The sequence below is a fragment of the Myroides sp. ZB35 genome, from assembly GCF_001865835.1.
In the GTDB taxonomy this organism is placed as follows: Bacteria; Bacteroidota; Bacteroidia; order Flavobacteriales; family Flavobacteriaceae; genus Flavobacterium; species Flavobacterium odoratimimum.
Genome location: NZ_CP017769.1, coordinates 957,010 through 971,323, shown reverse-complemented (window position 1 = coordinate 971,323; position 14,314 = coordinate 957,010). Strand labels below are relative to the sequence as shown.

The 14,314-nt window shown below is 35.1% G+C and carries 12 protein-coding genes; 3 read left to right on the top strand and 9 right to left on the bottom strand.

Translation table 11 applies throughout. The annotated features are described in order from the left end of the window. Positions 1-320 precede the first annotated feature (320 nt). Positions 321-647 (top strand): hypothetical protein, encoded by a 327-nt coding sequence (locus tag BK054_RS04370; RefSeq protein ID WP_071306969.1) that lies wholly within the window; start codon positions 321-323, stop codon positions 645-647. Between the two features lie 200 nt (positions 648-847). Beyond that, the gene (locus tag BK054_RS04365) at positions 848-1,480 is read left to right on the top strand and encodes a hypothetical protein (protein WP_071306968.1); all 633 of its coding nucleotides are present in this window, start codon (positions 848-850) and stop codon (positions 1,478-1,480) included. 61 nt (positions 1,481-1,541) lie between these two features. Here the strand turns inward: BK054_RS04365 and BK054_RS04360 are convergent, their stop codons facing one another. From BK054_RS04360 to BK054_RS04350, 3 genes are all read right to left on the bottom strand, one after another. Further along, positions 1,542-3,086, bottom strand: coding sequence for a glycine--tRNA ligase (locus BK054_RS04360; protein WP_071306967.1), 1,545 nt, complete (start codon positions 3,084-3,086; stop codon positions 1,542-1,544). 92 nt (positions 3,087-3,178) lie between these two features. Then, on the bottom strand, positions 3,179-3,919 hold the full coding sequence (blaMUS, locus tag BK054_RS04355; protein WP_006262374.1) for an MUS family subclass B1 metallo-beta-lactamase: 741 nt from the start codon (positions 3,917-3,919) through the stop codon (positions 3,179-3,181). A gap of 35 nt (positions 3,920-3,954) precedes the next feature. Then, the gene (locus BK054_RS04350; RefSeq protein WP_071306966.1) at positions 3,955-5,118 is read right to left on the bottom strand and encodes a pyridoxal phosphate-dependent aminotransferase; all 1,164 of its coding nucleotides are present in this window, start codon (positions 5,116-5,118) and stop codon (positions 3,955-3,957) included. A 501-nt stretch (positions 5,119-5,619) separates the two neighbouring features. Between BK054_RS04350 and BK054_RS04345 the strand changes: the two genes are divergently transcribed. Then, positions 5,620-5,997, top strand: coding sequence for a DUF6591 domain-containing protein (locus BK054_RS04345; protein ID WP_006266722.1), 378 nt, complete (start codon positions 5,620-5,622; stop codon positions 5,995-5,997). Between the two features lie 287 nt (positions 5,998-6,284). Here the strand turns inward: BK054_RS04345 and BK054_RS04340 are convergent, their stop codons facing one another. The 6 genes from BK054_RS04340 to BK054_RS04315 all read right to left on the bottom strand — a co-directional run bounded on the left by BK054_RS04340 (position 6,285) and on the right by BK054_RS04315 (position 14,290). Beyond that, positions 6,285-7,448, bottom strand: a complete 1,164-nt coding sequence (locus BK054_RS04340) for an efflux RND transporter periplasmic adaptor subunit (protein WP_006262372.1) — start codon at positions 7,446-7,448, stop codon at positions 6,285-6,287. A gap of 5 nt (positions 7,449-7,453) precedes the next feature. Then, positions 7,454-11,803: a CusA/CzcA family heavy metal efflux RND transporter gene (locus BK054_RS04335; RefSeq protein ID WP_071306965.1), complete on the bottom strand. Its 4,350-nt coding sequence runs from the start codon at positions 11,801-11,803 to the stop codon at positions 7,454-7,456. Positions 11,804-11,902: 99 nt separating this feature from the next. Then, positions 11,903-12,256: a hypothetical protein gene (locus BK054_RS04330; RefSeq protein ID WP_006259849.1), complete on the bottom strand. Its 354-nt coding sequence runs from the start codon at positions 12,254-12,256 to the stop codon at positions 11,903-11,905. Between the two features lie 219 nt (positions 12,257-12,475). After that, positions 12,476-12,961, bottom strand: a complete 486-nt coding sequence (locus BK054_RS04325) for a hypothetical protein (RefSeq protein WP_006259848.1) — start codon at positions 12,959-12,961, stop codon at positions 12,476-12,478. Positions 12,962-13,110: 149 nt separating this feature from the next. Next, positions 13,111-13,602 (bottom strand): SMI1/KNR4 family protein, encoded by a 492-nt coding sequence (locus tag BK054_RS04320; RefSeq protein WP_006262369.1) that lies wholly within the window; start codon positions 13,600-13,602, stop codon positions 13,111-13,113. Then, positions 13,595-14,290 (bottom strand): DUF2625 family protein, encoded by a 696-nt coding sequence (locus BK054_RS04315; RefSeq protein ID WP_006262368.1) that lies wholly within the window; start codon positions 14,288-14,290, stop codon positions 13,595-13,597. Before BK054_RS04315 ends, BK054_RS04320 begins: the two co-directional genes overlap by 8 nt. Positions 14,291-14,314 lie beyond the last annotated feature (24 nt).

Sequence of the window (14,314 nt, the reverse complement as noted above, 5' to 3'; positions counted from 1 at the left end):
TTTCTCATAGATACTTCGTTCTCTATGATTTTTTGAAATAATTTCTAATGTAAAACGTGATTATATGATTTTATTAATATTTATAATCATTATAAATATTAATTACTTAGTGGTTTTTACGGCTTGTGCACAAATATACATATAATAGATTAGGAAGTAGCTTACAAATATACATATAAATAACTGTTTTTCAATTAGTTGTACTGATTTATTGTCATTTTTTTATGCTAAAATTGTGTATCTTTGATTTAGTCGGAAAAGGCAAAATGGAGGTTGTAAAATAATATGTTTTAATTTTTTTAGTTCAAAGTGAAAATTATATGAAGGGAATAGTAAAATCAGTTTTAGAGAAGGTTTTAAATAATGATTTAGGCTCATTATCAAAAAAGAGAATTTCTAGGTTATTGAGTAAGTCATTAATAGAAGGTCTTCTTTTTGAGCGTATCAATCTTAGTCAGCTGTTTGATGTGATTGATATAGAAGTACAAAAAATATTGGCTGAAGATAATGATGATAAGAGTATTTATGCCCATGATAAATGGTGTTCATTAATGATTAGTTATTTACCTGATTTAGATAGTGAAGATGTAGAGTTTTTGTATTTGGAGTTTTTGAAAAAAAAAAAATGTAGTCTCTTCTCTTCTTAAGAAGTTAGTGAAAAAGCTATGTAGAATTAAGGGAAATAAAGGTTTAAAGAGGTATTTAATAGATTATAGTAAACTTTTGTTCATATCTATTTGTAGTTTCTCGTATCACTGCTTTATTGATGAAGAAAATAGTAACAATAGTTCTGTAATTAGAATTTGTTATTAGTTTTTAAGAATACATCATAAAAAATATTATTAAAATGAATAAAGAAGTTAGAGATTTAAGTTTTGAATATATTGATATTGCAATGTCTGTTGCTTGTGATTCAGATTTATTAGATAAAGTTCCCGTTCTTGGAACGTTTAATAAATTGTACAATATTAGGAAGCGTTTTAAAGAGAAGTGTTTTGAGGAGGAGCTTAAGGAATTTCTTACTCAAATAGAGACTATAAAACTTGAAGATAAAATAAGATTTCAAGAAAGAATAGAACAGTCAACGGAATATAAAAATTTAGCTGAAAGGATATTAATAGTTTTAGATGGTTTTAATGAAGTCGGTAAAGCAACAATTGTAGGTAAACTATTTAGAGCCCTTATATTAGAAAAAATTACAATGCAACAGTTTAAAAAAAGTATGTTTATAATAGATAATTGTTTTTTAGATGATTTGATTCAGTTTAAGGAGTATTACTCTTTTGAGAGAAGATCGATGTCAGTAGAAGCTCAACAAAGTATGTTACAGTCTGGTTTACTTGATATTAAACCAGTAGATGTCGCTAGACAACGTTTGAAAAATAAAAGAGCGAGGAGAGAAGATAATTATTACGATGTTAATTTTAAACAATATAAAACCACTATTATAGGACAAGTTATTTTGAATAATGGGTTTTAATAGATATAAAAAAAAGCCACTCTGATACAGAGTGGCTTTTGTGTATAGGGTAGATGATGGATTACATCATTTTCTTTAACCAGTTTCTCATAGATACTTCGTTCTCTATGATGTTTTTAAGGTCAGCGATTGCTACACGGTCTTGTTTCATCGTGTCACGGTGACGGATAGTCACAGTCTTATCTTCTAATGACTGATGATCTACAGTAATACAGAATGGTGTACCTAGTGCATCTGCACGACGGTAACGACGACCTACTGCATCCTTCTCATCATACGCTACATTAAAGTCCCATTTAAGCTCTTCGATTATCTCTTGAGCTAACTCAGGCAGACCATCTCTTTTTATTAATGGAAGTATAGTAGCTTTAGTAGGAGCTAGTACAGATGGTAATCTTAATACTGTACGAGTAGAACCGTCTTCTAATGTCTCTTCTACTAATGATTTAGAGAATACAGAAAGGAACATACGGTCTAGACCTACTGAAGTCTCTACTACATAAGGTACATAAGAAGTGTTGGTCTCGTTATCGAAGAACTGTAGTTTCTTACCAGAGAACTTCTCGTGTGCTTTAAGGTCAAAGTCAGTACGCGAGTGAATACCTTCTAATTCTTTAAATCCGAATGGGAAGTTAAACTCAATATCAGTAGCTGCATTAGCATAGTGTGCTAATTTCTCATGGTCATGGAAACGGTAGTTCTCTGCTCCCATTCCTAATGATAAGTGCCACTTATGACGAGTCTCTTTCCAGTATTCGTAGTACTTCATCTCTTCACCTGGTTTCACAAAGAATTGCATTTCCATCTGTTCGAACTCACGCATACGGAAGATGAACTGACGAGCAACGATCTCGTTACGGAATGCTTTACCTGTCTGAGCGATACCGAAAGGAATCTTCATACGACCTGTCTTCTGTACGTTTAGGAAGTTTACGAAGATACCTTGTGCAGTCTCAGGACGCAAGTATAAGTCCATAGCAGAGTCTGCAGAAGCTCCTAGCTTCGTACCAAACATTAGGTTAAACTGACGTACTTCAGTCCAGTTTTTAGAACCTGTATCAGGGTCAGCGATCTCTAGCTCTTCGATAAGTGCTTTTACATCTGCTAAATCTCCTGAATCAAGACCACGAGCCATACGCTCTAAGATTTCTTTTTTCTTCGCTAAATATTCTACTACACGAGGGTTAGTAGCTACGAATTGTTCTTCGTCAAAAGATTCACCAAAGCGCTTTTTCGCTTTCTCGATTTCCTTTTGAGCTTTTTGGTATAATTTTTCACAGTAGTCTTCGATAAGAACGTCAGCTCTATATCTTTTCTTACTGTCTTTATTATCAATTAATGGGTCATTAAACGCATCTACGTGACCAGAAGCTTTCCAAGTGGTAGGATGCATAAAAATCGAGGCATCAATTCCTACAATATTTTCGTGCATTTGTACCATGGATTTCCACCAGTACTCTCTAATGTTTCTCTTTAACTCCACACCATTCTGAGCGTAGTCATACACTGCGCTTAGACCATCGTATATTTCACTAGAAGGGAAGATGTATCCATACTCCTTAGCATGCGAAATAACGTTCTTAAAAATATCATCTTGTTTTGCCATAGTGCAAAAGTAATAAAAGACTTTAAGATTAGGAACTCTGCCATTGGCATTTTAGTGTTAATAACCTAAAGTTTATTGATTTACTATATTAATTAATCGTTTTTAGTTGAATGTTGTTGATTGTATGCTGATAATATACGCTCAGTATTCTCGATATGGCCTGTCATATCCCATTCATCATGTCCTGGTATAATGACTTTAGCATTCTTAAATTTTTGTTTTACGGCTTCGATAGTCTTAGGCCAAGCTATCACGTTACCATCGGCTATATTACCTATAGTGGTAGCTTCGGCACTCTTAATCAGGCATCCTCCGTATAATACTTCTTCTTTTGGAAACCAGACTACGGTATTATCTAGTGAATGTCCTTCTCCTAAAAAGTATACAGCCAACTTCTCATTGCCAAAGGTAAACTGTTTTTCTTTATTAAAAGAATGTTGAGCTTGTGGTTCATTGCGTTCTTTTAATATTTCATTGGTCAATGCATAGGTATACGTCTGTGCTCCTATACTGTTAAAGTAACCTAATCCACCAGAACGATCTTCGTGGAAGTGGGTAGTGATGACCCATTTAACCTCTTTGTTATGATTCGATCTGATGTACTCTAATAGAGGTTCGTACTGATCTTTATCCCAAGGTGTGTCTATTAGAATAGCACCTTCATCTGTCAGTACGTACATCGAATTAGAAGAGTATGTTACTCCTTGAAACTCTTGATAAGTAGTGTATATATACATATTATCATTGAGTTGTTTGATTTTTAGTTTGTCAGATTGAGCGTGTACTAATGTAGTACAGATTAACATCGTTATGACACTAAGTATTCTGTGCATGGCTTATTTATTTCGTATTGAGATTAGTGATGAGGTTATACCCATCCTTTCTTCTTGAATTTTTGGATAACAGCTAAGAATTGGTTCATTTCTTCTGGTGTGCCTAACGTTACTCTGCTCCACTGTAATAGGGGAGGGAAAGGACGACCTACGATAATGCCTTCTGAAGCCATACCATCTATATACTGCTGTTGATCACATTTTATCTTGTGGAATAAGAAGTTTCCTTGGCTAGGTAGATATTCTATTCCTAGTGCATCAAAGGTCTCTGTCGTGATACCAAGAGAATTAGCATTCACTGCTCTACTGTGTACGATGAAGGCATTGTCTTTTAAAGAGGCTGTACCTGCTACTGCAGTAGTCATACTAATGTTCTCTACTGCCATATATGGACTTAGTTCATTCGCTAGATTTTCTGTAGATAGACTATATCCTAATCTCATACCTGCCATGGCAAATATCTTAGAAAAGGTACGCAATACGATAACATTCTCTCTTCCTTCTCTGATAAAAGAAGTCCCACTCACGAAGCTTTTGTCAGTGATGTATTCTGCATAGGCTTCGTCCACCATAAAGAAGTTCTTCTTAGCGTCAACACTAGTCACCCAATCTGTGATAGCACTAGAGCTAGTTAATGTCCCTGTCGGGTTATTAGGGTTGCATAAGTAGATGATAGAGATGCCATCAAAGTTGTCTGCTGCTTGCTTCATCTTAGCTAGATCCATACAGAACTCCTTATCTAGTGGTACATTAACGACAGGAATACCCATGCCTTCTGCATGACTAGCAGCTAAGAAGAACGATGGATCTGGTGAGATAAGCTGTACTTTCTGCCCATTTTTGATTGCTTTATATACTTGTAAATTCACTGTAGCTCTAATTAGATCAGAAGATCCCACTCCTAGAGTTACCTGAGCTGGAGACATCTTAAATATATCAGCGATGGTGCGTTGTAATTCTTTTATATAACTGTCAGGATATCGATTTACATTAGATAAAACGTCAATAATTGCATTTTTAGCTTTAGGAGATATACCTAAGCTATTTTCGTTAAAGTGTAAAAATAACGGGTCGTCAACTGATGTTGGTAAACCTAAATCTGCAATAGATCCTAATGCTTGTGTTGTTGCAAATCCTTGTGTAAGGATACTTCCTGCGAACAACGTTCCTGATAGTTTTAATAAATCACGTCTGTTCATAGTGAATAGAATTACTGTATTATGTAAATAAAAAATGCCTCAATCGGAAGATAAGGCTCTTAGAAAAATTAAAGTTAGTGGATATCTATTGAATAATCGATACTTAGATTAGAATATTTTGGTATAATTTTATGAATTACATCAGAATTATGATGTTTGGTTAAAAGTAGTGTAATAATCAAGGAGAAATAAGTAGTTGAATTATAAATAAGTAAGAATGCACTAGGGTAGGCTAGGAGTAAAAAATAACATTATAATATTGCTAACCCTTATGAATAGCGGAGCAGATGTTAATATAGTAGTGTGAATATTTTGCGAAATAGCGCTACTTATTGTCAATGAGGGTGGTAAATGAAAAATATTCTACTAAATATTTTGTTGTAAGTTAATTTGTGTTAAATTTACATAGTCTTTAATGAGGTGCATATCTTTATGATAATTAAGTAAATAAGGGTAGTACCAAATAATTTAAAGGTTGTTTAATTATATACAAAATTAACTATGAAAAAAATCACGTTTATGGTATTAGGAATGGCTGCTATGGTAGCTGTTGCTTGTGGTGAGAAGAAAGAAACTGCAAAAGAAGGAGAGGCTACTACAACTGAAGTAGAAGCACCTGCAAAAGAAGAGGCTCCTGCTGCTTCTGGATACGATGCAGTATTAGACAAGTATGAAAAAATCGCTGATGAGCACATCGCTTTGATGAAAAAAGTACAAGCTGGAGACACTGCAGCTCTTACTGATGCTACTAAAGTAAGCGAGGAATTAATGAAAATCGCTGAGGAGTTACAAAAAACTGACCCATCGACTATCACTAAAGAGCAAACTGCTAGATTCCAAGCTATCGCTGAGAAATATCAAAAAGCTTTAATGCCTTAATTACGGCTTTAAATAGTATACTTAGAGAGTGCTATCCTTTTTGGGTAGCATTTTTTTTTATAATTGAGGTTTTAAGGCTATAGTGTCCCATTAGTTGCGACCATTATGGGGCATATAGGGGCAGATATAGTCATAAGAGTCTATATCATCAAAGCAGTGTTAGTAGAATAGTAGCTTTGTGGTGTAGTTCTTTGACATATTGTTTATTAGTGATTCCTTATTGCGTAAAAAGCAAAAGGGAGTATTATCTAGATAATACCCCCTTTGGTAGTAGATGAGAAGTGAAGTTATTCTTCCTCTTCTGTATTTTTTAACTTCATAAGTAATGTGTAGGCTCCTTTAGTAACTATCTTCTGATTAGCTAATTGATCTGCGTTTATTATTTGTACATATCCATCTTCTTTAGGGCCGATTTTTACAGGAGTCATCTCATAAGTTTGTTTTGCTGTTTCTATAAAAACATAGTTTTGTTTCTCAAAATAAACAACACTTTCTTCTGGCAAAGCTTGTGATACAGCTGCGTGTGTATCTATGTCAGCATTCATATACATACCAGGAACTAGCTTCTTATCAAAAGCTTCAAAGTGACAATGTACTTCTGATACTCCATCTGTGTTTACATCCATGCTGATTAGTATAATCTCTCCTTCATATTTCTTATCTGGTGCACCGTTAGTATAACTTACTACACGCTGTCCAACCTCTAGCTTATCAAGGTCTTTTTCATACACCTTTAGGTTTAGGTGTATATCGGTAGGGTTAATTAATTCGAACATTACATCAGAAGGAGTTACATACTTACCCACATTGACAAAAACATTACTCACAAAACCACTAATAGGGCTGTAGATATTAATAGTTCTACTAATGTTAGTATGAGTCAGTGAAGCAGGGCTAATGTTGATTAAACTTAACTGCTGTGCTAATGCATTCATCGTGATGCGTTGATTATTCATCTCTGCTTGCGCGATTTGCATGACCTTATCGCTACTCGCTTGACTTGCGTTTAGGTCTTTCTGACGGTTGTAATCTAGTTTTGCAAACTCATATTTGTCCTTAGCGATTAAGTAATTCTGCTGTAATTGGATATACTGAGGGTCTTCCATCGTAGCGATTAGTTCACCCTTTTTGATATGCATACCTGGTAATAACTTAGTACTCTTAAGGTATCCTCCTAGAGGGTTAGTTATGGAGATGAGGTTCTGTGGAGGCACATCTATCTTTCCATTTAGTTTTAGCGTTGTTGCTATTTTGCGCTCAGTCAGAGAGCCCGTTTCTATAGTTGTATTCTTCATCTGTGCATCAGTTAGATGTACAGTGGTTGTGTCTTCGTCTGTTGTAGAGATAGGATCTTCTTCTTTTGGCTCTGTCTTACATTGGGTGAATAGTGTGATACTCGCTAAGGCAAGTCCTAGAACAAAGTATTTGGTATTGATATATTTAGATAGCATGATTATTAATTATTAGAAGTTAAGTAGTTAATCTGGATGATATTGTCATTGTACATTTTTAGTGTATCTAAGTACTTATTGACAGTTTCTAGAGCTTGGTTAATCAGCATCACATATTCTAGATAGTTGATATCTCCGTTGATGAACTGTAATTGGGCTGTCTTTGTAATTGTATTAGAGTTATCAAAAGAGAAACTTTCATATTTATTTAGAATATCTTGGTTGTTCTGATGTGCTATTAACAACTGTTGATAACGTGAGTTCATAAGGTCTCTAGTCATCGTGTATTCTGCTTCTGCTACCTCTTCAGCTACTTTAGCACTCTTAATACGACCTCTCTGCCCACTAGTGAATAGGGGTAGTGAGATACCTACTTGAAAAGAATGGAAACGATTATTCCTGTCGTAATACACATCGTTAGCCGCCATGCCCATAAAGCTACTGTTATTATAAGCAGCTTGTAGGTTAGGGAGTTGTTTAGAGCGTTCTAGTTTAGTTTGTTCTTGAGCAATTATCTTTTGATTTTCTATCAATTGTAGCACTGGGTTATTCTCTAAGTCACTTTCTAGACTAGACAGTTCTAACTTCTTCTGTTCTAAAGAAGGAACGATGTTCTCAGATGTATTTAGTAAATACTGAAGCTGAAGTTGGATTAATTGTTTTGTTTTTTGTACTTCACCTAATTGTGCTTGAATACTTAGTTGTTGATTCTGAGCCATTGTTTTCTCTAAAATATTGCTCTCTCCTTTTTGTAGACGAAGAGTAGCCTTGTTGTAGAAATTGGCGTATAGGCTGTCTGCACGTAGTAATAGTGCCTCCTTCTCTTGCCAATAGATAAAATCATAGAAGTTCTGAGTGACTGTTTTCTTTAGTTCATATCCCTTTAGGTTAAGGTTATAAATGCTTTGTTGATGTTCAGCTTTGTATACGTTCTTCTGTTTATTATATACCGTCGGAAAAGCAAAGTCCTGAGCAATAGAGAATTTATTGTCCGTATAAGGACCGTTTATTTGTCCAAACTCTCCTGTGATAGTTGTTTGTTGTATATCTGTGGCTGTTCTAATAAATGCTTTAGCATATTCTGTTTTTAGTTTTTCTGCACGGATAGTACTGTTATTCTCTATCGCTTGGGCTAGGGCATTCTCTAGACTTATAGGTGTCTGTGCTTGAGCAGAAAGACCTAGTCCTAAGAAGATAGCAATAGCTGTTATCGCTTTTTTCTTTTTCATAAAGCTGAAGTGTAATTTTTGTTCAAATGTGATATACAACAACGGTAGTATAAATAGGGTAAGGAATGTAGCTAACATTAGACCTCCGATTACTACTGTTGCTAATGGGCGCTGTACTTCTGCTCCTGCACCGTTACTCAATGCCATAGGTAAGAAACCAAAGGATGCAACACAGGCAGTCATTAATACTGGGCGAAGTCTAGATTTAGCTCCTCTAACTACGATGAATACAATGTTTTTTATTCCAGATTTCTGAAGTCTATTAAACTCAGCAATAAGTACTATCCCGTTTAGAACAGCAACACCAAATAAGGCAATAAAGCCTACTCCTGCACTAATACTGAATGGCATACCTCTAAGCGCTAATAAGAATACACCTCCGATGATAGAAAGAGGGATGGCAGTAAAGATCATTAAGCACTCTCTGATATCTCTAAAGGCAAAGAACAGCAATAGGAATATCAAGACAAGCGCTAAGGGAACTGCTATGGCTAATCGCTCTTTTGCTTCGTTTAAGTTTTCGAATTGCCCTCCATAGGTAATTTGATAACCTGTAGGTAGTTTGATTTGTGCTTCTACTTTTTCTTGTAGCTCTTCTACTATACTCTGTACATCTCGATCTTTTACATTGAATCCTACGAATATTCTACGCTGTGCGTTTTCACGTTGGATTTGATTAGGACCTTCTTTTATTTCTACATTTGCTAATTGATTTAATGGAACTTGATTACCTAAAGGAGTAGGGATTAAGAGATTTTCGATATCAGATAGGTTTTTTCGGTTGGTTTCGTCCATACGAACAACCATGTCAAAACGCTTTTCTCCTTCATACACCATGCCTGTACTTTGACCAGCTAACGAAGAATTGACTATTCTATTAATCTCAGCTATCGATAGTCTGTAACGCGCAATAGCAGGGCGGTTATACTCAATCATTAATTGAGGCATTCCTGTTACGGGTTCTACATATAAGTTAGTTGCTCCTTTTACAGTATTAGCTATATTACCTATTTTACCCGCTATTTCTGCTAATTGATCAAGGTCTTCGCCGAATACTTTGACTACTACATCCTGTCTAGCACCTGTCATTAGCTCGTTGAAACGCATCTGTACAGGGAATTGGAAGCCGACAGTCACGCCTGGTACTTCTTCTAATGCTTTAGTCATCTTCTCTGCTAGTTCTGGAAATGTCTTTGCTGATGTCCATTCTTTTTTGTCTTTTAGGATAACCATCATATCGCTAGCGTCCATAGGCATAGGATCTGTAGGTACTTCTGCACTACCTATCTTAGTCACTACTTTCTCTACTTCAGGGAAGCGTGATTTAAGGATATGTGCAGTCTTTTGTGTACTTTCTATAGTAGTGGTTAAAGTACTTCCATTTAGTACTTTTGTGTCTACTGCAAAGTCTCCTTCTTCAAGAGAAGGAATAAATTCTCCTCCTAAAGTAGATAAGATGTATAGGGCAATAGCAAATAAGACTCCCACAATAGCATAGATTGTTTTTGGTATTTCTAATACTTTGACAAGGCATTTTTGATAGAACTTTTCTAGTTTAGCTATTACTCTTTCAGAGAAGTTAGGTTTATGAGTAACTTTTCGGCTCATAATTAGAGAGCTCATCATCGGTACATACGTTAATGATAATAAGAATGCTCCTAATAAGGCGAAGGCTACTGTCTGAGCCATCGGTTTAAACATCTTGCCTTCGATACCTTCTAATGTAAGAATAGGGATGTATACGATAAGAATGATAATCTGACCAAAGACTGCACTGTTCATCATCTTAGATGCTGAGTGTACTACAGTCTTATTCATATCTTCTTGAGACAGTCTATTCATTGATTTATACCTGGCGTTATGGGAGAACTGATGGAGTACGGCTTCTACAATAATTACAGCTCCATCTATTATTAATCCAAAGTCTAGAGCTCCTAAACTCATTAGATTACCACTTACTCCGAAGAGATTCATCATACAAATAGCAAATAACATCGCTAGGGGTATAATAGAGGCCACTAGCAGCCCTGCTCTCATATTTCCTAAGAATAGGACTAGTACAAATACGACGATAAGTGCTCCTTCAGTTAGATTGGTCTCTACAGTACCGATGGCATTATTAACCATTTTAGTACGGTCAAGGAAAGGTTCTATAACAACGCCTTCAGGCAAAGTCTTTTGGATTTCGGCTACTTTATCTTTGACATTCTTGATGACATCATTGCTGTTCTCACCTTTAAGCATCATTACGACAGCACCTGATACTTCGCCTTTATCATTATAAGTCATGGCGCCATATCGTGTAGCATGCCCTATCTGTACTTTAGCCACATCTCTAATTAGAAGAGGCAATTCAGTATTTTTAGAAGTAATAGCAATATTCTCTATGTCTTCTATAGAGGCTACTAATCCTTCTGTTCGTATATATAATACAGTAGGTCCTTTTTCTATATAAGCCCCACCTGTATTCTCATTATTGTTTTCTAGAGCAGAGAACACATCGTTAATTGTGATGCCATAGGCGTCTAGCTTGTTAGAATTAACAGCTATTTCATACTGTTTTAGTTTTCCTCCAAAACTGCTGACTTCGGCTACTCCTTTAACAGAGAGTAATTGACGGCGCACAACCCAGTCTTGTATTGATCGCAGTTCTGTAAGGTCAAACTTGTCTTCATATCCTTCTAATGGTCTTACTACATACTGGTATATCTCTCCTAGTCCTGTAGAGATAGGACCTAGTTCTGGTTGTCCAATATCTTGTGGGATATCAGCTTTAATTTGATTTAAGCGTTCTCCTACTTGTTGTCTTGCCCAGTAGATATCTACGTCTTCGTCAAATACAATAGTCACTAGTGATAATCCGAAACGAGAGAAACTTCTCATATTCTTAATACCAGGAATATTACTGTTTGCTTGTTCTATAGGGAAGGTTACTAACCGCTCTATATCTGTAGCTCCATAAGAAGGAGCAACTGTAATGACTTGTACTTGGTTATCTGTGATGTCTGGTACAGCATCAATAGGTAGTTTAGATGTCTGGTAGATACCAACACCGATTAGAGCTAATACAAATAGCCCAATGATGAGTTTATTCTTTACAGAAAACTCAATTATTTTATTTAACATGATTTTAGTCTGTTAATACGTTAAAATTGCGTGATAGGTATAGCCAACTTATCCATGTATGGATACACAGAAAGCTAACTTATTCTTTGCGAAAAGGTATTAACAGTATTTAGGCGGTTGCCAAATAGAGGATAGGTAATTACTCTCAACTTCATCTTCGTTGAAAGCGTGTATTTTATTGTCCAGTGTATTGAACTTAATACGGTCTATTTTTAGAATAGGAGTAGGGGTAACGATGCCTACTATACTTACAAAGTGTGTGTGCGTAACGAAAGGAAGTTTCTCATCCATAGGATCTCCTTCTTCTTTATGACTTTCACTGTAATGTATTTGTAAGAATCCCCAGAGTGATAAATCTGGATTACTTGTCGTATGCTCAATGTAATGTTCAACCAATAGCGGAAACTTCAACACCTGACCTAGCTCAGTTGTCGAAATTAAAAAGAGTGCCATAAGAAATATTGCTATTTTTCTTTTCACTTTAATTGGTTGTTTATGAATTGACTAGTACAAAGTTACTAATTCCTTGTATAATTATGACGCAAGATAGTAATTTGTATTTATTCAAAGTAAATATACTGTTAAGTTCTAATGAGATTTTAATAATGAGGTTGATGTTATGTAGGTTGAATAAAAAAGCACCTAGCTCTTAAGAGTAGGTGCTTAGTATCTCTATGATAAAAAACTATCTTCGTCAAAATCATATTCCTTATTAAAGAAAACAGAATCACTGTGAATAGCTTCAAAGTGTTCTTCTATTTTTTCTAAGGTATAGATAGTTTCTAATTGTCTCCAATGTTCTCTAGTTAATGGTAAGAATGCTAATGTATCTGACCCATCTGATATTTTGCAAAAGCGAATCTCATACTCAGGCTGTAATATACTGTTAAGCCATATAATCGTATTATCTCTGTCTACGATAATATGAGTATGAATCTTATTGTCATAATTTACCTTTAGTTGTAGTTGCTCATTTGGTAGGTCTTCTATAGATGCTGATAGATGACCTGTTTGAAGACAGGTTTCTATATATTCTACTATTGCATCATCGTATTCACTCCAATCTACCCAGATCACTAAGTCGCTCTGTAAAGAGTGAAAATCTTCGTATAGACCTGTTTCGAAGTACTTTTCTAAAAGTGTTATTTTGTCTTGCATATATAATGGTTAAGCGTTTAAATCATCCCTAGAATACTTAACTAAAGTACTGTAAATTAAGTATAAATAAAAGGCTTAAAAGTTAAAATAAACCTTTGTATAGATTAATACTAATACAAATATTGTGCTAAGATTATCTTTAAAAGCTATTATTCATTAAAAGGTTCAAATTCTCTTTCTGGAAATGCTTCAGTAAGTATTCCTTTTGTACATAGCCATTCTATTGCATCATATAGATTGTTTCCTAAAGCATAGATATTCTCCTCATGTCTAGGCAATACAAAATAGGTATTGTTATAGAATATAATCTCATCTCCATCAAAAGTATCTCCTATGCAAATCCCTTCTAATACCTGTTCTTTAGTTAATACATCTTGACCATCATCCCAGAAGTAGTATTGCGTTACTCGTTCTAACCATTCTTTTCTCTCTGTTATCATTCGATTAGGAGCATAGATACGGATATATGTGCCTCCTAGTACACCTACCCCATATTGTAAAATATAGGTCTTATAATCTTCTTCAAAGTTGAAGTTTAGTACTTGTTCACAATTGTTAATATCCTCAACAGATGGTAATACTAATTCTGATGATTGTGTATGGATATTAGGTATGACTGTATAGTGATTGAATTTACTCATTTATATATTTATCTTCTATATTATTTAAACCTTCTTTAAAGTCATTATTGATTTGATACAATTCTTCAATCGCAATAGGATTGATAGATGTAGAATCAATGTGCTTTCCTTCTTTAGTCCACATAGGAGGGAAGATATGAAAAGCTTTGTCTAGTGGAAGTTGTGCCGTGTCTTCTTTCCATGTATTCCATCTGAAATCTTGGTAAAACTGATCTATATTACCTGCTATGAAAAAATAAAGTAAGTCTGAATAACTGATATCAAGCGGTTCAAAGTCTAATGTATCTGGCGCAAAGTAATATACTTTACCTATGTCCTCTCCTAGGCCTCCACTATTGATACAGAAGTAGCCACCTAAGACATCTAACGCGATAATATAGTAACCACTAGATTGATTGTTTTGATCTATTGTTTTGCCTTTGTTCCATTGATAACTAGAAGGTAGCGTTTCTGTTCCTCCACCTAGTACTCTGATCCATCCATTGTCTATCAGTATTCCTCCAGTCTCATATACTATAGCACCTAGTGGAGAGCGTGTCGTTACTTGAAGTTGTAAGAGAGCTTCTTCAGCTACCTCTTTATTGTATTGAGGCAATAATGCTATTGGTCTTACTGCATCGTTTAGCCATTCATTGATAAGGGCAATTCCTGGTTCTTCTATGTTTATTAAATCAGTAAGTGTTTTCATTCTTTATTTTTCGGCAAAATACGA